Here is a 21,422-nt window from a genome sequence, read left to right as displayed (position 1 = left end):
TATTTGTATTTTTTTGTTGCAATTTGGAATGTCCTAAATTAATTTTCCTAGGAAATTTTTCATCTTAGTAACTAAATCATGTGTGGTTATTTAAAATGAATATATTAAATTTTATTAACATATTTTTATTGATCTCATAACAATTTGGAATAAAAATAGATATTAATCTATTTGGATAATATTACTTTTCAATATTATTTTATCTATAATCATACTATATTCGTATGATTATGCCTAATAAAATAATTTAATATTTTTATAAAAACCATTATATGATTATAACTCATATCTTGTTAATTTTTTTTAAATTGTTAACATTCCATTTATATTATATCATCTTTAATATATTTTTATCTATAATTAATTTAATCTTTTTTATAACAAAAAAACCCCTATTTTTAGGGGTTTTTCTCTATTTTGCTAATTCATAAAGTGCATATGCATATATTTTTGCTAATTTTATTAATTCTTCAACATCTATATATTCGTTTGGTTGATGAACTGTACTTGGTTGACCTATGAATGTTGGTCCAAAAGCTACTGTGTTAGGCATTTCTTTAGCATATGTTCCTCCACCTATTGACACAAATTTTGCTTCCTCTCCCATTTGCTCACTATAAGCTTTAGCTAATTTTTGAACTAATGGATGAGTTGTTTCAAAGTATAATGGCTCTTGATGTTTAAGATTTTCCATCATAATTCCTGTTCCTTCTAAAGTCTTACATAAAGGAGTCATCATATCATCTAAAGTTTTAGTAACTGGATATCTTAAGTTTAATACAGTTAATCCACGTTCTTTTGTTACATTTATTTGACCTAAGTTAAATGATAATTTTCCTGATGGTTCATCTTCAAGATAAACACCAAAACTTTTTCCATCCACTTCCATTCCAACTTTTTCAGCAAAGAATTTAACATAGTTTGATACATCATCATTTCCAAGTTCAAGTGTTGCTAAGAAAGTTATAAGTTGCATTATTGCATTTTTTCCTAATTCTGGTGTACTTCCATGTCCAGAAACACCTATTGATTTAATAGTTACTTTATTTCCTTCTATTTCAGCACTCATTTCATATGATTTTTCTTTAGCAAAAGCTTCTAATGCAGATTTTACTTCTGCTGCTTTTTCACATGTTAGTATAGCTTCACAATAATCTGGAACCATATTTGGAGCATTTCCTCCAACTATACTTTCTATAACTATTTCACCATTACCTGCTACTGCAAAATTTTGAGCTAGTTCAAATATTGTTATACCTTTTTCTCCATTTATTATTGGGAAATCAGCATCTGGTGTAAATGCTAATACTGGAGCTTTTTCTTTTTCTAAGTAATATGGTATATCTAATCCACCAGTTTCTTCATTTGTTCCAAATATAACTCTTATTCTTTTTGACATTGGTAAGTTTGCTTCTTCTATAGCTTTTAAAGCATATAAACAAGCAACAACTGGTCCTTTATCATCTGAAGTTCCTCTTCCATACATCTTTCCATCATGTATTTCAGCTGCATATGGTGGGTGTATCCATCCATCTCCTTCTGGTACTAAGTCTAAATGTCCAAGAGAAGCTACATATTCTTCACCTTCACCAATTTCAGCATATCCTGCATATCCATCAACATTAACTGTTTTAAAACCTAATTTTTCTGACATTTTTAACGCACATTGTAAAGCTTTGTCTACATCTTCACCAAATGGCATTCCTGGTTTTGGTTCTCCTTCTAAGCTTCTTATTTTAACTAATTCTTGTGTAGAAGCTATTATTTCCTCACGCATTTCATCAATTCTTTTATTCATATCCATATATATAACTTCCTTTCTTGGAAAATAATTTGTTTTTTTAACAATTTGTTAACTTATAATCTTATTATTACACTTTTTCTGAATAAACTCAATAATGAAATCAAATTTTCTTCGAAATTCTGTAATTGTTTTCAAATTTAATATAATATTACTTTATTTTTATACAAATTTTAAAAATTATTCTAAATATTTTGTATTATTTTGCAGAATTATCGTTATCTTCTAGATTACTTTAATTTGCCTATTCTATTAAATGGTAATATTACAAATTGTGCTTTCCCTTTTATATATTTATAATCTATATAAGGATTCTGCCAAACTCTAGCATCTAAAGATGTTGCTCTATTATCCCCTGCAAAAAAATAACAATTTTCAGGAACATCAAAAATTCCAGTTTTATCACTATTATTTACTACATATGGTTCATCTAATTTTTCATTATTTACATATACAGTACCATCCCCCATAAACTCTATATGATCACCTGGAAGCCCTATTACTCTTTTCACTAACTTCTCTTCTAACTCTTCTGATTTAAATACTAATATATCTCCTCTTTTTATAGATTTTTGACTATGTACTACAGTACAAAAAATTCTATCCTTTAATTGTATTGTAGGAAGCATTGAACCTGTTGGAACATTTATATTAAAAAATACAAATTTATTTATTATAATAGCCAATATTGCAGCTATAACAATTATGCTTCCCCATTCTTTTAAAAATTTTTTCATTTTCGTCCTCCTCATATAATTAAATTTCTAATTCTTCTTAATTAAATCGTTACTAAATTTAATCTCATGCTTCTTTTCATATATAAATTATACGTTTAAACATATCTTTAATTCAACATTATATATTAATATATAATGGATAGTACTTACTTATATTTTTTTGTTATTCAAATTTTTATATAATAAAAACTAGATATTTATAAATATCTAGTTCTATTCTAATTTTCCAAATCTACTAAATGGAAGTACTGTAAATCTTGCTTTTCCTTTTATATCATCATATTTTATATATGGTTCTACCCAAAATCTTGCATCAAGTGAATTATTTCTATTGTCTCCTATAAATACATAGGAATCCTCTGGAACATCAAATACAGCTTCTTTATCACTATTATTTTGTACATATGGCTCCTCTAGCTTTTTACCATTAACTAAAACACTTCCATCATTTTTAAATTCTATATGCTCTCCTGGAAGTCCTATTACTCTTTTCACTAACTTTTCTTGTAATTCTTTAGACTTAAATACTACTATATCTCCTCTTTCTATAGACTTCTTACTATGTATTACTGTGCAAAATATTTTATCACCTGGCTTTATAGTTGGATACATTGATTCTGTTGGCACACTTATATTAAAAAATGCAAACATATTAATAAAAGATGCAAGTATCACAGCAGAAACTATAGGAATTCCCCATTCCTTAAAAAACTTTTTTACTAATTCCACTTAAAACTCCTCCTGTTTAAAATATAAACCATAAACTATTATACCTATACGATTTTAATTTTAGTTTAAATATAATCCTTACCCAATATATCATGCTTTAAAATTATTTGTAAATTACTTTATAATTATATCATATAGGTTTACAGACTTGTATTTTAATTTTAAAAGTAAAAAGAGAGAATCTCTTCTCCCTTAATTAAAAAAATAAATTTTATTTACCAATATCTTTTCTATAATACATTCCATCAAATTTTATATTTTCTATTCCAGCATATGCATTAGCTCTAGCTTGTTCAAGAGTTTTTCCTATAGATGTAACTCCTAAAACTCTTCCGCCATTAGTTAATAACTTTCCATCCTCTTCTTTTACACTTGCAAAAAAAGTTTTAGCTTTAGAGTTATCTATACCTGTTATTTCAAAACCCTTTTCATATTTTTTAGGATATCCTTTAGATGCTCCTATTACACAACAAGCATATGCATTTTTAAATAATACTTTTATATTTTTCAAATTCTTATTTATTGCACTATCTATAACTTCTACTAAGTCGCTCTCCATTAGTGGCAATACTACTTGTGTTTCCGGATCACCCATTCTCACATTGTATTCTAATAGATATACACCTTTTTTAGTAATCATAACCCCAAAGAATATTATTCCAATATAGTCTAAATTCTCTTTTTTAATACCTTCTAATGTAGGTATCATTATATTTTCACTAAAATCTTTTAATACTTCATCTGTACAATATGGATTAGGTGCTATTGTTCCCATCCCACCAGTATTTAATCCTGTATTTCCTTCTCCTATAGCTTTATGATCTTTAGATGATATAAACGGTATTATTACTTCCCCATCTGTTATAGAAAGTATTGATGCTTCTACACCTTCTAAAAATTCTTCTATTACTATAGTTTTTCCTGCATCACCTAAAGTTCTATTTTCCATTAATTCTTTTACGGCATCTATGGCTTCTTCTCTAGTACTTGCAATAATTACACCTTTCCCTGCTGCTAATCCGTCTGCTTTTACAACTACAGGTATTTCACATCTTTCAACATATCTTAATGCTTCATCTAAGTTATCAAAGTTTCCATACTCTGCTGTTTTAACACCATATTTTCTCATAAAATCTTTTGAAAAGGCTTTACTTCCCTCTAACTTTGCTGCTTCTTTACTTGGTCCAAATATTTTAAGTCCACGTGATTTAAACTCATCCACTATACCATCACATAATTCCTTCTCTGGACCTACAATTGTTAAATCAATTTTATTTTCTTCTGCAAAATTAGCTAATTCTTCAATAGTACTTAAATTTACATTTTCACATTTTTCTTCAACTGCGGTTCCACCATTGCCTTTAGAACAATAAATTTTTTCTACCTTAGAGCTTTGTGCTATTTTGTATGCTAAAGCATGCTCTCTTCCACCATTGCCTATTAATAAAACTTTCATACTGACCCTCCAAAACTCTTAAACTTATAATGAAATAAACAATTTAATGTTTAAAATGTCTTAATCCACTAAATACCATAGCTATTCCATGCTCATTACATGCTTCTATTGATTCTTCATCTCTTATTGATCCACCAGGTTGAATTATAGCTCTAACATTTGATTTTGCTATTTCATCTACACAATCTCTAAATGGGAAATATGCATCTGATGCTAAAACAACTGCACCTTCGCCTCTTTCTAGAGCTTCATTAGTTGCCCATATTCTATTAACCTGTCCACCAGCTATACCTATTGCTCTTTTATTGTTTGATACAACTATTGCATTTGATTTTACATATTTACATACTTTCATTGCAAATAAAAGTTCATCTAATTCCTCTTTATTTGGAGATTTTTTTGTAACGACCTTTAATTCAGTATTTAACTCAGTATCTCTATCTTGAACCAATAATCCACCATCAATAGATACTACTTCTTTTATCTCACTTGGTTTTGAAGTACATTTTATAACTCTTAAATTCTTTTTAGATTTTAAAACTTCTATAGCTTCTTCTGTAAAATCTGGTGCTATAACTATTTCAAGGAATATTTTAATCATTTCTTCTGCTGATTCTTTATCAACAGTCCTATTTAATGCAACTATACCACCAAATATTGACATTGGATCACATTCATAAGCTTTAACATATGCATCTTTAACATTATCACCTATAGCAACTCCACAAGGTGTATTATGTTTTAATCCACAACAAGCAATTTCTTCAAATTCATTAACAACTTTCCATGCAATATCCATATCTTTAATATTATTATAAGAAAGTTCTTTTCCATTTAACTTTTCTATATTGTTCATCATTCCAAGACCATTAGTATTTTTGTATACTACTGCATTTTGATGACTATTTTCACCATATCTTAATCTATTTTCTTTTACATAAGATGCTGTAAAATACTCTTCTTCAGATTCATTTTCTAATAAGAACTTACATATTGCTGCATCATATGCAGATGTTAAATTAAATACTTTTGCTGCATATTCTTTTCTTGTTTTGTAGTCAACATCTCCACTTTCTGATATTTGATTCATAACTTCACTATAATCATTAATATCACTTATAACAAGTACATCTTTAAAATTCTTAGATGCACTTCTTAACATGCTTGGCCCACCAATATCTATAAATTCTATTTTATCTTCAAATGTTATATCTTCTTTTACTTTTTCGAAAAAAGGATACAAGTTTACACATACTAAATCTATTGTTTGTATACTTCTTTCTTCTAAAGTTTTCATATGTTCTTCGTTATCTCTAAGAGCTAATATTCCACCATGAATATTTGGATGAAGTGTTTTCACTCTTCCATCTAACATTTCATCAGCTTTTGTAATTTCACATACTTCCAAAACTTTAACATTATTTTCTTTTAAATATTTATAAGTCCCACCACTTGATATAATCTCAACATTTCTTTCCTCTAAAAATTTAGCAAATTCTAATACATTTGTTTTATCAAAAACACTTATTAAAGCTCTTTTTATCATAATGCAATACCTCTCTTTATCCTTTTAACTAATCTATTACTTCTACTTGTCTTCCACTTACTTTAATTTTATTTTCACTAATAAGTTTTATAGCTTCTGACAAAGCCTCATGCTCTTTTTCTAATATTCTTTTTTGTAACATTTCTGCAGTGTCATTGTTTATTACTGGAACTATTTTTTGTAGTATTATTGCTCCAGTATCAGTCCCTTCATCAACAAAATGAACAGTACAGCCACTGAATTTAACTCCATACTCTATTGCTGCTTCATGAACTTTAATTCCATACATTCCTTTTCCACAAAAACTTGGTATTAAAGATGGATGAATATTTATAATTTTACCCTTAAAACATTCTATAAAATCAGCCTTTAATATTGATGTAAATCCTGCTAATACTATTAAATCCACTTTGTTTTTTAAAAACTTTAATAAATGACTACTCAAGTTTTCCTTATATTTTTTTCTATCAAAAACCATTGTTTCTATGTTGTTATACTTTGCTCTTTCAATACCATATACATTTTCTCTATCACTTATCACATATGATATTTCACAATTATTTAAATAACCACTTTTCACATTATCTATAATGCTTTGAAGATTAGTTCCTCCACCAGATATTAAGACTGCTATTTTAAGCAAACGCCTTCACCCCCAGCTTGTACTGTTCCAATTTTATACGCTTTTTCACCCATATCTTCTAACATCTTTATTACATCTTCTTCATCATTTTTATCTACTGCAAGAACCATGCCAATTCCCATATTGTAAGTATTAAACATATGTTCTTCTTCTACACCTTGTTTCATTAAATACTTAAATATTTCTGGAATTTCAAAAGAATTCTTATCTATTACAGCTGTAAAATTCTCCTTAAACATTCTTGGTATATTTTCATAAAAACCACCACCAGTTATATGTGACATACCTTTGATATCAAATCTTTCAATAAGTTTTAATATTGATTTTACATAAATTTTAGTAGGTTCTAATAATATTTCTCCTAATGTTTTTTCACCTAATTTTTCACTATAATCTTTAACAATTTTTCTAACTAATGAATATCCATTACTATGAACTCCTGAAGAAGCTATTCCTATTAATGAGTTACCTTCTTTTATCTTGCTACCATCTATAATTTTATCTTTATCTACTATTCCAACTGCAAATCCAGCTAAATCATAATCTCCATCTTTATACATGCCTGGCATTTCTGCTGTTTCTCCACCAATTAATGCTGCATTAGATTGTACACAACCTTCTGATACACCTTTTACTATATCTGCTGCAATATTTGAATCTAATTTCCCACATGCTATATAGTCTAGAAAAAATAATGGTTTAGCTCCATGACATAAAATATCATTAACACACATAGCCACACAATCTATTCCTACTGTATCAAATTTATTAAGTTTTATAGCAATTTCAAGCTTTGTTCCTACCCCATCTGTACCTGATACCAAAACAGGATTTTTAAATCCATTTCCTATTTCAACCATTCCTGCAAAACTTCCAATTCCATTTAACACATTTGATGTCATAGTTCTTTTAGTGTATTCCTTCATTAATTTTACTGCTTTATATCCCTCTTCTATATTAACTCCTGCTTCTTTATAAGTTATCATAATAATCTCTTTCCTTTCTCAAACCATTTATTAAATTGATTTTCAAATTATTAACTTACTACTCATATAGTGTTTTCAAACTAATGTCTTAAATTATCCCTTTGCTATAGGGTTCAAAGTTTAAATAACACATTTATCAATTGAAAAACTTTTTTTCTTTCAATACTACTATTCTCATTTAATATTTTTATCAAATCATACTATTAACAATTTGTTCTACAAATTGATTTTTAAAAAACTGAGCTTTCAGTTTTATCCTTCATTATTAATTGTTCATCGTTAATTGTTAATTTTGCTACTATACTTAAAATCATATATGTGATTTAAATATTTATGAGCACTAAGTTAATAAATTTCCCTAGGTAGGCTTGAGGTGGCATGTTTTTAGCATGGAAACGGATACCACCTCAATATATTAAATTTAAGTTTTAAGCTATTTATATTATTTAAAGTTAATATTTTAATTTATATAATTATTAACTTATAATCTTAATCTTCAATTTTTATTGGTGCTGATATTGGGTATTCACCTTGAAAACATCCTGTACAAAAATCCATTTGTTTATCTAAACATTCTAACAATGCATTCTTAGATAAATATCCTAATGTATCTGCGCCTATTTTCTCACATATTTCATTTACTGTAATATTTGCACCAATAAGTCCATTTCTATATGGTGTATCTATACCAAAGTAACAAGGGAACTTAACTACAGGTGAAGATACTCTAAAATGTATTTCCTTAGCTCCTGCACTTCTTAAAAGTTCTACTAACCTTTTACTTGTTGTGCCTCTTACAATAGAATCATCTATTAAAACAACTCTTTTTCCTTCTACATTTTCTTTAAGTACATTTAATTTAACATTTACTGCATTTTCTCGTTCCTCTTGAGTTGGCGATATAAATGTTCTTCCTATATACTTATTCTTTATAAGCCCAACTTCATATGGTATTCCTGAAGCATGTGAATATCCCATTGCTGCAGATATTCCTGAATCTGGCACTGCTACAACTATATCTGCTTCAACTGGACTTTCTTCATACAATTTTTCTCCTGCCATAAATCTAGACTTATGAACGCTTATTCCATCAATTACTGAATCAGGTCTTGCAAAATATATATATTCAAAAGAGCAAACAGCTTTCTTGCTTTTCTCTGCAAAGTTTATACTTCTTAGACCATCTTTATTTATTACTACAATTTCTCCTGCTTCAACATCTCTTACAAATTCTGCTCCTGTAGCATCTAATGCACAACTTTCTGAAGCTAGAACATAACTTTCTCCTATTTTACCTATACATAATGGTCTAATTCCATATGGATCTCTAATGCCTATCAATTCATTTTCTGTTAATAGAACAATAGCAAATGAACCTTTTATTGCTTGCATAGTATCTACCACTGCATTTAGAACACCTTTTTTAGCACTTCTTGCAATCAGATATAAAATTACTTCTGAATCTATAGATGTTTGAAAAATACATCCAGAGTCCTCCAAAAGTTCTCTTACTATATCTGCATTTGTTAAGTTTCCATTATGAGCTATTGCTATACTTCCAAGTTTAAATTCCCCCATTATTGGTTGTGCATTTTTAGCATTACTTCCTCCTGCTGTAGAGTATCTAACATGTCCAATTGCAGAGTCTCCAGTTAGCTTAGATACACTCTCTTTATTAAACACTTCTGAAACTAAACCCATATCTTTATGAACATGCATTTTGTCTCCATCATAACTAACTATGCCTGCACTTTCTTGTCCTCTATGTTGAAGTGCATAAAGTCCATAATAAACTCTTTTTGCTACATCTATTTTTTCTTCTCCAGTATTAAAAATTCCATAAACCCCACACTCATCTTTAAATTTATCTGGAGAAAAATTGTTATAAATATATCCATTGTCTAACTTTTGCATAACTCTAATCACCCTTCGACTTTCTTAACTTTAATTCCTATTTTTCTCCACCTATCATTCTATTTAAAACTTCTGTATATCCTTCTACTAAATCTCCAAGTTCTCTTCTAAATCTATCTTTATCTAATTTCACGCCAGTTGTCATATCCCACAATCTACAAGTATCTGGTGAAATTTCATCTGCTAAAATAACTTCTCCATTAAATCTTCCAAATTCTAATTTGAAATCTACTAATTTAATATTTTGCTTTTTAAAGAATTCTTTTAAGATTTCATTTATTCTTCTTGCCATTTCATATATTTTATTTAATTCTTCAAATGTAGTAATTCCTAAAGCAACCGCATGATAATCATTCATTAAAGGATCGCCTAAATCATCATTTTTATAACTTATTTCTAATACTGTTGTTTTTAATTCTGTACCTTCTTCTACACCATATCTTTTAGCCATGCTTCCTGCCGCTATATTTCTTACTATAACTTCAACTGGAACTATTTCTACTTTCTTGCAAAGTTGTTCTCTATCATTTAATTTTTTTACAAAATGAGTTTTTATTCCTTCTTTTTCTAACATTTCAAATAGTAATGTTGTTATGCTATTATTTAATATTCCTTTTGAATTTATAGTTTCTTTCTTTTTTCCATTAAAAGCAGTCGCATCATCCTTGTAATAAACAATTACCTCATCATTTCTTTCTGCTTTAAATATTTTTTTAGCTTTTCCTTCATATATTAATTCTTTTCCTTCCATTTTAAAGATCCACTCCTTCTCCATTTTCTTTTATGAATTTTTCTTTCATATCTTTTCTATATTTAACTAATTTCTCTTTTACTTCTGGATATTTATTTGCAAGTATCTGAACAGCTAACATTCCTGCATTATAGCTGTTATTTATTCCAACTGTTGCTACGGGAATTGCCTTTGGCATCTGAACTATTGAATATAATGCATCCATTCCTTCTACAGCAGCTTTTATAGGTACCCCTATAACTGGTATTAATGTTTTTGATGCTATAACTCCTGGAAGATGTGCGGCAAGTCCTGCACCTGCAATTATACATTCACATCCATTTGCTTCTAAATCATTTATAACTTCTTCTAATTTTTCTGGAACTCTATGTGCTGACAACACATAGGCTTCAAATTCTATCTCAAACTCCCTTAAACAATTTGCTGCATTTTTCATAACTTCTGTATCAGATTTACTTCCAAATATTATAGCTACTCTCATACTTAATACCTCCACTTTATATAAACTATTAATTTATCAATTTAATATATAAAAAGGTGTTTTCATTCTATGGTTATAAAAAGGTTTTCTATTTTACATTTTCGGAATCTTCGGGTTTAAATTTTGTATAAATACGGGTTCAATTTATACTTATCATAATTATGTTGAAAACACCTCTTTAAGCTAATTATTTAAAATATTTAACACCACTTTCTATTATCTTTTGCTCATGGTTACCTAAAACATTTTTTATTACATTATTTCCAATTCTCTCTGTATGTCCCATTTTTCCTAAGACTCTTCCATCAGGACTAGTAATTCCTTCTATTGCATATACTGAACCATTTGGATTATATTTTATGTCATATGTTGGATTTCCATTTAAATCTACATATTGTGTTGCTATTTGATCATTTTCAAATAAATTTTTAATCATTTCATCATTAGCATAAAATCTACCTTCTCCATGTGAAACTGGTATTGTGTGTATATCATTGACACTTACCTCACTAAACCAAGGTGATGAGTTAGATACTATTTTTGTATTAACCATACAAGATATGTGTCTTCCTATTGCATTATTAGTTAATGTTGGACTATTTTCATCAAGTTGTCTTATTTCTCCATAAGTTACAAGTCCTAATTTTATAAGCGCTTGGAATCCGTTACATATTCCTAATATTAATCCATCTCTATTTTTTAGAAGTTCCATAACTTCACTACTAATTTTTTCATTTCTAAATATAGTAGCTATAAACTTTCCTGAACCATCTGGTTCATCTCCTGCACTAAATCCACCTGGTAGCATAATTATTTGAGAATTTCTTATAGATCTTGCTAACTCATTTATAGACTCCTCTATTGACTTGGAATTTAAATTATTGAATACAACAATTTCTGATTCCGCACCAGCTATATTAAATGCTCTTTCACAATCATACTCACAGTTTGTCCCTGGAAATACTGGAATTACAACTTTAGGTTTAGCCACTTTTATTATTGGTGATTTTACATTAATCTTATTTTTAACTTCAAATTCATTAATTTTTTCATTTTCTAATTTATCATCACCATATTTAGTTGGAAAAATTTCTTCCAATGGTTTTGTAAATATATCTTCTATTTCACTTAAAATATAAAATTCATCTCTATACTCTATTTTTTCTTCATTTACTGTTTTCCCTAATATTGTATAATTTAATTCTTTTAATTCTTTATTTATATCAACATCAGATTTAAGCTCTAATACTAGAGTTCCATAATCTGGGCTTATAAGTTTTTCAATTTCTAATTCATTATTAAATTTAAATCCTATTCTATTACCTAATGTCATTTTTGTTATACTTTCTAATACTCCACCAGATTTTACTGTATAACTTGATAAAACTTTTTCTCTATCTATTAATGATTTAACTTTTTCAAAGTTCTTTTTAAGTGAATCAAAATCAACTATTTCCTCTTCATTTCTTATTGCATTAATTGATATAACGTCACTTCCAACTTTTTTAAATTCTTGTGATACCACTTTTCTTACATCTACTGTATCAACCGCAAAAGATATTAATGTTGGTGGAACTGTTAAATCTTTAAATGTGCCTGACATACTATCTTTTCCACCTATTGCAGCTATAGATAGTTCATGTTGTGCATAAAGAGCACCTAATAATGCAGCAAATGGTTTTCCCCATTTTTCCTTATCTGTTCCTAATTTTTCAAAATACTCTTGAAATGTTAATCTAATATTTTTATACTCTCCACCTAAAGCTACAATTTTACTTACACTTTCTATTACAGCATACAATGCTCCATGATAAGGACTCCATGATGATATATATGGGTTAAATCCATGAGCCATAATAGTTCCTGTTGTTGTTTCTCCATTTTCTAATGGTATCTTAGCAACCATTGCTTCTGTTGGTGTCATTTGATACTTGCCACTAAATGGCATAAGCACTGTATTTCCACCAATAGAACTATCAAACATTTCTACTAATCCCTTTTGTGAACATATATTTAAATCACTAATTACTGATTTTACTGTTTCTTTAAAACTATTCTTTTTAAATTTATTCTCATTAAAATAAATTTTTTCTTCATTAGGCTTAATTACTTTTACATCATTAAAATTCTTAGCTCCATTAGTATCTAAGAAAGCTCTTGATAAATTTAAAATTTCCTGACCTTTAAAATTCATCACCATTCTTTTTTCTTCTGTCACTTCTGCAACAACTAATGCTTCTAAATTTTCTTTTTCTGCATGCTTTATAAACTTATCTACATCACTATCCTTAACCACCACTGCCATTCTCTCTTGAGATTCTGATATTGCAATCTCAGTTCCATCTAATCCTTCATATTTTTTTGGTACTAAATCTAAATTTATACGAAGTCCATCAGCAAGTTCTCCAATAGCAACTGACACACCACCAGCACCAAAATCATTACATCTTTTTATTAATGTAGTAACTTCTTTCTTTCTAAACAATCTTTGTATTTTTCTTTCTGTTGGTGCATTTCCTTTTTGAACTTCTGCATTACAAGTTTCTATTGATTTTTCTGTATGTTCCTTAGATGAACCTGATGCTCCACCAACTCCATCTCTTCCTGTTCTTCCACCTAAAAGAATTATCTTATCACCATTGCTTGGTATTTCTCTTATTACATTTTCATATGGAGCTGCACCTATAACTGCCCCAACTTCCATTCTTTTTGCTTCATATCCATCATGATATATCTCTTCTACATGTCCAGTCGCTAGTCCAATTTGATTTCCATAACTACTATATCCTTTTGCAGCTTCCTTAGTAATTTTTCTTTGTGGCAATTTTCCTTTTAATGTAGACTTCATATTCATTCTTGGATCTTTAGCTCCAGTAACTCTCATTGCTTGATAAACATAACTTCTACCTGATAGTGGATCTCTTATTGCTCCACCTAAACAAGTTGACGCCCCTCCAAAAGGTTCTATTTCAGTTGGATGATTATGTGTCTCATTTTTAAACATTACTAAATACTTTTCATCTTTACCATTTACATCTACATTAACAATTATGCTACAAGCATTTATTTCTTCTGACACATCTAAATCATCTAATGCACCAATTTTTCTTAATTTTTTCATTCCTATAATAGCTATATCCATTAAAGTCATATCTTTTTTTGATTTACAATAAACTTCATCTCTATATTCTTTATAAGTTTGAAAAGCTTTTTTTATATTTTCTGTGAATTTTCCATCCTCTATCTCAACATTTTCAAGCACAGTTTGAAATGTTGTATGTCTGCAATGGTCTGACCAGTAAGTTTCTATAACTTTTATTTCTGTTATTGTTGGATTTCTATGTTCTTCATTTTTAAAATATCCTTGTACAAGTTTTATATCTTCAATGGTCATAGCTAAAGAATTTTTAGTTAAAAAACTTTTTAACTCTTCTTCATTAAATCCTATAAATCCATTTAAAATTTCTACTGGTTTAACATCACTATCTTCATCTTCTAATGTTTCTTTTTTATAAACATCACATTCTCTAGAATCTACAGCGTTTATGTAGTAACTTTTTATTTTTTCTATATCATCACAAGTTAACGTTCCATCTAAAATTATAATTTTAGAACTTTTTACTTTTGGCATTTCTTGTTGTGTTATTATTTGTATACATTGTGCTGCTGAATCAGCTCTTTGATCATATTGTCCTGGAAGATTCTCAACTCCAAACGCATTCTCTTTATCTTTAATATTTAATTCCTCATAAACATCATCAACATTTACTTCACTTAATACGCTATTTTTAACTTTATCATAATCTTTTTCATCTATTCCTTTTATATCATATCTATTTATAACTCTAACATTTTCTAATAACTTTATATTTAAATTTGCCTTAAAATCTTTTAAAAGTCCTTGACCTTCTAAGTTAAAGTTCGGTTTTTTTTCAACAAAAATTGTGTAAATTTTGTTATTCATCACTTTCCCCCCTGAACACCTGGAAATAATACGAACATTATTTTAATGTTTCAATTTAATATTCGATAGTTTTATTATAATACACTTTTTACTTTTTTTAAAGTACATTTTTAAAATTTATTTATTTTTCATTCGACAATATACGAATAAAGTCTTTTTTAAGTAATTTAAAGTTTGTGTTTTTTTGTTTTTATTTTTTTACTATTTACTTTTATCTTAATTGTAATCATTTTCATTTATTAGTTCTAGGTTTTTATTTATAAATATTTCGTAAATTATTGCTTAGATTGAACTATTTGTAACTATAATGTCTTTTCACTTATTCTTAAAAATTGTATAATTAATTAAACATACGTTAATGAGTTAAAATATAATTATAGCAATTTAGGAGTGATTTATATGAATTCTAAAAAAATAAAGAAACACTTATCTATTTTTTTCCTTTTATCTACAGTATCAATTTTATCATTAACCGGTTGTACTACTGATACTAAAAATAATTCAAGTGTAAATAAAACAAATACGTCTATAAGCTTAGCTGCTAATACAAATAAAAATGAAAATACTACAGAACTAAAAAATCAGATTAAAACTCTAGAAGACAAAGTGAATGCCTTAACTGATGAGCTATCAAAAAAGGAAGATACAAATAATAATGTTAAAAATGATCTATATATACCTTTATACACCGCTAATTTAAATGATTATTCTTCTGAAATACTTTGTTATGTAAAATCTACATCTACAAATATAGAAGATAATTTAAAACTTTTATGTTCTAAATTGTCCCAAATAACATTTAATGAATTGCCAATAGAACTATCTAGTCTAGAAACTATAGAGGGTAAAAAAGTTGCTACAATAAATTTATCTGAAAGCTTAACTGACCCTAATATACCTGGAATTAGATGGTCACAGAATTATTTTCAAGGTTCTGCTGGTGGAGAAATTACTTCTACAACTTTAATCAATACTTTTCTTCAATCAGATTTAGATATAGATTGGATTGATGGAGTTAAATTTTTATACAATGGCAAACCTATAGAATTTCAACATGTATCTAAACTTTCTCAGATTCATTATAAATAAAATCTAACTTATATATATAAATAAAATCAGTAGCATCTATGAATCTTCATATTTGCTACTGATTTTTACTTTCTTTTCTCTAAATATATAAAAGCGAACACAATTATAATTGCTACTAACAATATTCCTATAATCCATCTAAATACTTTATCTATCTTTTTAGTAGGTGTATGTCCAAACATTTTATCATTTTGACCATTTAATATACAATGATATGTTTCCATCTTATATGAATATTTGCATACCCATATAGGTACTAATACTTGATATATTTCCATTGTTTCAATTTCATGTGAATTTTCACTATGAAATTTCTTCTTCATTTCTTTAGAATTTTCTTTTAAAAGATTATTGTTTATAAGTTCTTCTAAATTCTTTACAATTGCTCCTTTATAATGATTTAAACAATCATCATAAGTTTGTATAAACTTTTCTTTAGGTGCTTGTTTTTTTTCATACCCACTTATATTCATTTTAGAAAAATCAAAAGGAGCTATTTGGTCCATATCATACCTAGGAATGACTTGTGATGCAAAAAGAGGGTAATCTTTAGCTGAAAACTGCCCTTTTTCATTAGTTATTGTGCTCATACCCCTTCTTAATTTATACCTTTTCTGTACCTTTATATTATAATTCAAGTCAATTTTTAAATTGCATACATAACAAGGTATATAGTATGGTTTAATCCCCATTAATCTCATTTCATCTTTAAAATTTCTTGGTGTATCTTTTCTGGTATCTATCCACTCATAAAATTTACTTTTTATTTCATTTACATCAAAGTTCTCATATTCAACAATATATATTTCTTCTTTCATACTTGCACCTCAAATTTACAAATCATTACACTTGTATAATTCGTATTTTCCAAAAAATTCTTTAATGAAATTTGATGTTAATATAATAATAAACAGTTTGATACAAATATCAAACTGTTTATCATTATAATCTTTCATTCTTTAATTGCTCTTCTATATCACTACCAATAAGCTCTATAATTCTATTTATTAACTCATTGATTTCATCATCATCTTCTTTTTTTACACCACTCTCTAAAATTAACGTTGGTGAACATGAACAACATTTTCTTGTAAGTAATATGACCTTAGTATGAACATCTTGTTTTAATATATCATCATAAGTTATATTTTCTTTATCCATTGAGACTAACATACTCATTAATCCATTATGGATTTTTAAATCTATCCCATTATATCTTATAGCTTTTAATTCTGCGCTCACAACCTTCATAAATTTGCACCTCTTTCGTTTTTAGATATATTAAATATCTTTTATTACTTCTATATTATGTCACAAAAGCAATGGTAATTAAATATTTTATAATATAAATGGAATATTTACATCTTTCTAAAATTTATTACTAACCATACATGTCTAACATCATAATTAAATTAAGATTATAAATAAAGAAGCTATTAAACATTAAATGCTTAACAGCTTTTCTATTTATAAATCTATTTAAGTTGTTCTTGAATTATGTTTTCTACCTGTTCTGCGTCAGGTGATATTATTAAAACAACATAATTTCCAAAAGTATCAATTTTAGCATTTTTAACTAGCTCTAATTGTTCTGGCAAATAATGTTCCCATTGTGTCTCTAAATCTTTAACATGTTTTTCTACTGATGCTTTTACATCCTCTACTTTTCCCGCTTCTTTTACTTTTATTATTGCTACTTCAGAAGCTGAAACATTAATTTTAGGTTTCTTAACCACAAATTCTTCTATATCAGCACCATTAACATAATATTCCTGTTCAAAACGACCCATATCAGTATAATTCTCTGATGCAGGAAATTCTACTTTCTCCTCTACTGCTACTATTACATCATTTACAGCAACATTTTTAGCAGTAGTCTTTCCACATCCACTTAATGTAATTGTCATCAATGCAACTAAAATTAAACTTGCTATTCTTTTCACTTGAATTCCTCCTAGTATTTTTATTTCTAAAATATATTTCTAATTGGTAAACTTGTCTTAAATGTATATTTTTTTAATATAGTGTATACTCTAATATATTTTTATTATTTTTTCAATATATTATACATGTTTTATATATTAAAATTTTTTTAACAAATTTTAATATATAAATAAGATTGCTTGTAATTTTGAAATAAAAAGACGACTATCCAAAATTTACTTTGAATAGTCATCTCTTTATTCTTTATATATATCTGAAAATTCTATGGTTAATTTTTCAGCTGAGTCATCTAAAATCATTTTACTATAATTATTGTTTTCATTAGAACTTTTGATAGGTAATTTTATTATAAATGTACTACCTTTATTTACTTCACTTTCAACTTTTAAAGTTCCTCCATGCATTTCTACAAGCGATTTACTAAGCGATAAGCCAATTCCACTTCCCTCTTGATTTCTAGTCATTAAATTATCTACTTGCCTAAATCTTTCAAAAATAATTTGTTGTTTATTTTTAGGTATACCTACACCTGTATCTCTAACAGTAATTTTTATTTCATCCTTACCATCATATATATCTACATATATGTAACCACCTTTAGGTGTGAATTTTATAGAGTTTGATAATAAATTTAGCATTACTCTCTCTATCTTATCTTTATCAAAACTCATAAATCGTTCTTCTATCTCAGTATCAAAAACTAAAGTTATATTCTTTCTTTCTACATAATTAGCTGCCGACATTGTTATATTTTCAATGACCTCTATTATATTTAAATTTTCCTCTTGAATTTTAAAATACCCAGCATCAATTTTAGTTATATCAATTAAATTATTTATTAGTTTTAACAGTCTCATACTGTTTTGTTTTAAAGCATCCATTCTGCTTGAAACGATTTCATTCTTATATATTACATCTCCACTTTCTATATATCTATCATTTAATTGTAATGTGCTAAGTATTATATTCAGTGGTGTTCTTAATTCATGTGATATATTAGAAAAAAATTCGGTTCTTAAATTTTCATATTCTAATGCCTGCTTATACAACTTATTTTTATATGTTATCTGTATAAACAACATAATTACAATAAAAACAAGAATAACTATTATTAATATCGTTATAAGTTTTACTTCTAATGGAATTTGCCTAAGTGGTGATGGATGATTAAACATCTTATAATTTTTAGGTAAATCTCTTCTTTTTATTTTAAATTTTTGTAATTGATTATAATTAAAATCATAATTAAAATTATTATTAGTAACATTCTCTATAGTTTCTATAGATTCTCCATTTAAAATTCTATAACATAATGTGGCTGTTAATTCACCAATTTTCCCACCTTCTAATATGGATCCCCCAATAACCGATTGAGTAAAATAAGGTTCTATCCATGTGTAAATTGGCATTTTAATAGAACTTTCAAATGCTTCACTAATAGTATTCCTATCTATAATTTGCCCATTAGCATCTTGATATACTCCATATAAAAAAAGTGCACCATCTTTTTCTGTTCCTTGTATTTTTTCAATGACATCTTCAATTTTATCTTCTTGTATAATGTTAAATATAATGTTGGGATATTTTGACTTTATTTCTTGGACTTCTTCAACAAATATATTCGCTGTAGTTGTATTATCAAATAAAAAGTTATAGGTTTTTATATTTTTTTGAATTTTATTTACTAATGCTATAGTATTCTCTATAGCTTGTTTCTCTAATAATCCAACAGAATTTTTTTCTAGTTCCTTGCTTATTGAAATATTTTCATTATTTATACTTGTGTATACTACTGGTGTATTATTAAATATTTTTTCATATACTTTATTTAAAAACTCCAATGCTTCATCATCACAAGCTATTATTAAATCATATTTTTGCTTTTTAAATTTAATCAAAAAATTTTTTTCAAGTTCATTAAAATTTAGAATAGATTTTTTACTATCTAAATATTCAAAATTATATTCTATATTTTTAAATTCATTATTTAATGTTTTTTTTATTCCAGCAAAAATACTAGCTTCCCAAGTTTCATCAAAATGATATGAGTTTATTACAAGCACTTTATGTTTTTTTATATACTTAGGATGCTGTTCTACACCTGCATATGCAATTGAAAAACTTGTAACACACAATATAAATATTGTCAGTGCCAAAACTATTTTTTTATATTTTTTTATACTCATATCTCCTCCAAATAATTTATAATTATCATACAAATATTATACAATAAAATGGAGTATACTACAAATTTAAACATTCTTTTCCCCTTTTTTATTCTTTTTTTGAATTTATATATGTTTTTTTGAATTTAATTAATATAATCCAACCTTTTTTTTACATATTAGAAAATATTTTATTTAATATATTGTTATAGCTACTTATTTTATTGCCCCAATAATATATATTTAATTTATTACACAAAATGTTTTTAACATTTATTAACATTTATTTCTTAATACCATATTATAAATAGTAAGTACTTATATGCTGGGAGGATTTCTTTAAATGAAATATAGAAAACTTGATGTTCCTTCACTTAATGGAAGCGAAACTGAAAAAAACTTGATTAAAACCTTTTCCGGTGAATCTAGAGCCTCTAATAAATATATTCTTTTTGCAGAAAAAGCTCGTGATGATGGTTATGAATATGTGGCTAAAGTATTTGAAGAAACAGCTGAAAATGAGAGAGCTCATAGCCGCTTTGTTTTTAAAAATTGTCTAAATCAAATTAAAAGTACTCCAGATAATTTAAAGAATTCAATGGAAGGCGAAACTGAAGAATTCAAAAAAATTTATAAGGAATTTGAAGAAACAGCTAGAAAAGAAGGTTTTATGGAGATAGCTGACTTTTTTAAAGAACTTCGCGAAGTCGAGGAGCACCATGAAGAAAGATTCAAGGCACTCTATGATAGAATTATGTCTAATACTATGTTTAACAGTCTAGACAAAATAGAATATTGGCAATGCATGAATTGCGGTTATATTTATGAAGGATTTGAAGCACCTGATGTATGTCCATTATGTAAATATCCAAAAAAATATTTTAAAATTCAATGTAAGGATTATAAACTATAAAATAAATAAAATAGATATAGACATTGGTCTATATCTATTTTATTTATTTAATACAAGTGTTTCTAAAGCCTTAGCTAATTGATCTGGACAAGAAGTGTTTCCTCTACATTCTATTCCTTTTAATCTTTTAACTGCTTCTTCAACTTTCATTCCAACTAATAATTTTGACAAACCTTCTGTATTACCTTTGCAACCTTTGATAAATTCAACATTTTGAATTGTATCACCTTCTACTTCAAAATTAATATCTGTTGCACAACAGCCTGATGTTTTATATGTGTATTTCATAAAATCCCTTCCTCC

The 21,422-nt window shown here is 27.2% G+C and carries 18 protein-coding genes; 2 read left to right on the top strand and 16 right to left on the bottom strand.

Annotated elements, in window-relative coordinates; genetic code table 11:
* Window positions 1-412: 412 nt before the first annotated feature.
* The 11 genes from pepV to AC07E4_RS06340 all read right to left on the bottom strand — a co-directional run bounded on the left by pepV (window position 413) and on the right by AC07E4_RS06340 (window position 15,008).
* A complete protein-coding gene (pepV, locus tag AC07E4_RS06390) occupies window positions 413-1,804 on the bottom strand; it encodes a dipeptidase PepV (protein WP_034439329.1) in 1,392 nt (463 codons plus the stop codon).
* Between the two features lie 227 nt (window positions 1,805-2,031).
* Window positions 2,032-2,538: a signal peptidase I gene (lepB, locus tag AC07E4_RS06385; RefSeq protein ID WP_034439331.1), complete on the bottom strand. Its 507-nt coding sequence runs from the start codon at window positions 2,536-2,538 to the stop codon at window positions 2,032-2,034.
* A gap of 213 nt (window positions 2,539-2,751) precedes the next feature.
* Window positions 2,752-3,267: a signal peptidase I gene (gene lepB, locus AC07E4_RS06380; protein WP_034439333.1), complete on the bottom strand. Its 516-nt coding sequence runs from the start codon at window positions 3,265-3,267 to the stop codon at window positions 2,752-2,754.
* A 211-nt stretch (window positions 3,268-3,478) separates the two neighbouring features.
* Entirely contained in the window at window positions 3,479-4,723 is a 1,245-nt protein-coding gene (purD, locus tag AC07E4_RS06375) for a phosphoribosylamine--glycine ligase (protein ID WP_478215977.1), read from the bottom strand.
* A gap of 43 nt (window positions 4,724-4,766) precedes the next feature.
* Window positions 4,767-6,269 (bottom strand): bifunctional phosphoribosylaminoimidazolecarboxamide formyltransferase/IMP cyclohydrolase, encoded by a 1,503-nt coding sequence (purH, locus tag AC07E4_RS06370; protein ID WP_034439336.1) that lies wholly within the window; start codon window positions 6,267-6,269, stop codon window positions 4,767-4,769.
* A gap of 28 nt (window positions 6,270-6,297) precedes the next feature.
* On the bottom strand, window positions 6,298-6,912 hold the full coding sequence (purN, locus tag AC07E4_RS06365; RefSeq protein WP_034439338.1) for a phosphoribosylglycinamide formyltransferase: 615 nt from the start codon (window positions 6,910-6,912) through the stop codon (window positions 6,298-6,300).
* A complete protein-coding gene (purM, locus tag AC07E4_RS06360) occupies window positions 6,900-7,898 on the bottom strand; it encodes a phosphoribosylformylglycinamidine cyclo-ligase (RefSeq protein WP_034439340.1) in 999 nt (332 codons plus the stop codon). The genes purN and purM overlap by 13 nt, the downstream gene beginning before the upstream one ends.
* Window positions 7,899-8,387: 489 nt before the next feature.
* Window positions 8,388-9,812 (bottom strand): amidophosphoribosyltransferase, encoded by a 1,425-nt coding sequence (purF, locus tag AC07E4_RS06355; protein WP_051539946.1) that lies wholly within the window; start codon window positions 9,810-9,812, stop codon window positions 8,388-8,390.
* A gap of 37 nt (window positions 9,813-9,849) precedes the next feature.
* Window positions 9,850-10,563 (bottom strand): phosphoribosylaminoimidazolesuccinocarboxamide synthase, encoded by a 714-nt coding sequence (purC, locus tag AC07E4_RS06350; RefSeq protein WP_478215976.1) that lies wholly within the window; start codon window positions 10,561-10,563, stop codon window positions 9,850-9,852.
* Window position 10,564: 1 nt separating this feature from the next.
* Window positions 10,565-11,044, bottom strand: a complete 480-nt coding sequence (purE, locus tag AC07E4_RS06345; protein ID WP_034439345.1) for a 5-(carboxyamino)imidazole ribonucleotide mutase — start codon at window positions 11,042-11,044, stop codon at window positions 10,565-10,567.
* 187 nt (window positions 11,045-11,231) lie between these two features.
* Window positions 11,232-15,008 (bottom strand): phosphoribosylformylglycinamidine synthase, encoded by a 3,777-nt coding sequence (locus AC07E4_RS06340; RefSeq protein WP_478215975.1) that lies wholly within the window; start codon window positions 15,006-15,008, stop codon window positions 11,232-11,234.
* 399 nt (window positions 15,009-15,407) lie between these two features.
* Between AC07E4_RS06340 and AC07E4_RS06335 the strand changes: the two genes are divergently transcribed.
* Entirely contained in the window at window positions 15,408-16,097 is a 690-nt protein-coding gene (locus AC07E4_RS06335) for a GerMN domain-containing protein (RefSeq protein WP_051539947.1), read from the top strand.
* Between the two features lie 65 nt (window positions 16,098-16,162).
* On the opposite strand, the gene AC07E4_RS06330 is transcribed toward AC07E4_RS06335, so the two are convergent.
* From AC07E4_RS06330 to AC07E4_RS06315, 4 genes are all read right to left on the bottom strand, one after another.
* Entirely contained in the window at window positions 16,163-16,915 is a 753-nt protein-coding gene (locus AC07E4_RS06330) for a hypothetical protein (protein ID WP_034439349.1), read from the bottom strand.
* 124 nt (window positions 16,916-17,039) lie between these two features.
* Window positions 17,040-17,348, bottom strand: coding sequence for a hypothetical protein (locus tag AC07E4_RS06325; protein WP_034439351.1), 309 nt, complete (start codon window positions 17,346-17,348; stop codon window positions 17,040-17,042).
* A gap of 224 nt (window positions 17,349-17,572) precedes the next feature.
* Window positions 17,573-18,040: a DUF4358 domain-containing protein gene (locus tag AC07E4_RS06320; RefSeq protein WP_034439354.1), complete on the bottom strand. Its 468-nt coding sequence runs from the start codon at window positions 18,038-18,040 to the stop codon at window positions 17,573-17,575.
* 237 nt (window positions 18,041-18,277) lie between these two features.
* A complete protein-coding gene (locus AC07E4_RS06315) occupies window positions 18,278-20,227 on the bottom strand; it encodes a sensor histidine kinase (protein WP_478215974.1) in 1,950 nt (649 codons plus the stop codon).
* Between the two features lie 322 nt (window positions 20,228-20,549).
* Here AC07E4_RS06315 and AC07E4_RS06310 point away from each other — a divergent pair, with 322 nt between their 5' ends.
* The gene (locus AC07E4_RS06310; protein WP_034439356.1) at window positions 20,550-21,119 is read left to right on the top strand and encodes a rubrerythrin family protein; all 570 of its coding nucleotides are present in this window, start codon (window positions 20,550-20,552) and stop codon (window positions 21,117-21,119) included.
* 39 nt (window positions 21,120-21,158) lie between these two features.
* On the opposite strand, the gene AC07E4_RS06305 is transcribed toward AC07E4_RS06310, so the two are convergent.
* Window positions 21,159-21,407, bottom strand: coding sequence for a TIGR03905 family TSCPD domain-containing protein (locus AC07E4_RS06305; protein ID WP_034439359.1), 249 nt, complete (start codon window positions 21,405-21,407; stop codon window positions 21,159-21,161).
* Window positions 21,408-21,422: the final 15 nt, after the last annotated feature.

It is taken from the genome of Clostridium amazonense (genome assembly GCF_056431285.1).
Note: the sequence above shows the minus strand (reverse complement) of the source record. Positions and strands in the feature narration are given on the sequence as shown.

Bases quoted from the DNA above. Each gene is read 5' to 3' on its own strand.
- pepV (WP_034439329.1), bottom strand. From the start codon at position 1,804: ATGGATATGAATAAAAGAATTGATGAAATGCGTGAGGAAATAATAGCT.
- lepB (WP_034439331.1), bottom strand. From the start codon at position 2,538: ATGAAAAAATTTTTAAAAGAATGGGGAAGCATAATTGTTATAGCTGCA.
- purD (WP_478215977.1), bottom strand. From the start codon at position 4,723: ATGAAAGTTTTATTAATAGGCAATGGTGGAAGAGAGCATGCTTTAGCA.
- purH (WP_034439336.1), bottom strand. From the start codon at position 6,269: ATGATAAAAAGAGCTTTAATAAGTGTTTTTGATAAAACAAATGTATTA.
- purM (WP_034439340.1), bottom strand. From the start codon at position 7,898: ATGATAACTTATAAAGAAGCAGGAGTTAATATAGAAGAGGGATATAAA.
- purF (WP_051539946.1), bottom strand. From the start codon at position 9,812: ATGCAAAAGTTAGACAATGGATATATTTATAACAATTTTTCTCCAGAT.
- purC (WP_478215976.1), bottom strand. From the start codon at position 10,563: ATGGAAGGAAAAGAATTAATATATGAAGGAAAAGCTAAAAAAATATTT.
- purE (WP_034439345.1), bottom strand. From the start codon at position 11,044: ATGAGAGTAGCTATAATATTTGGAAGTAAATCTGATACAGAAGTTATG.
- AC07E4_RS06340 (WP_478215975.1), bottom strand. From the start codon at position 15,008: ATGAATAACAAAATTTACACAATTTTTGTTGAAAAAAAACCGAACTTT.
- AC07E4_RS06335 (WP_051539947.1), top strand. From the start codon at position 15,408: ATGAATTCTAAAAAAATAAAGAAACACTTATCTATTTTTTTCCTTTTA.
- AC07E4_RS06330 (WP_034439349.1), bottom strand. From the start codon at position 16,915: ATGAAAGAAGAAATATATATTGTTGAATATGAGAACTTTGATGTAAAT.
- AC07E4_RS06325 (WP_034439351.1), bottom strand. From the start codon at position 17,348: ATGAAGGTTGTGAGCGCAGAATTAAAAGCTATAAGATATAATGGGATA.
- AC07E4_RS06315 (WP_478215974.1), bottom strand. From the start codon at position 20,227: ATGAGTATAAAAAAATATAAAAAAATAGTTTTGGCACTGACAATATTT.
- AC07E4_RS06310 (WP_034439356.1), top strand. From the start codon at position 20,550: ATGAAATATAGAAAACTTGATGTTCCTTCACTTAATGGAAGCGAAACT.
- AC07E4_RS06305 (WP_034439359.1), bottom strand. From the start codon at position 21,407: ATGAAATACACATATAAAACATCAGGCTGTTGTGCAACAGATATTAAT.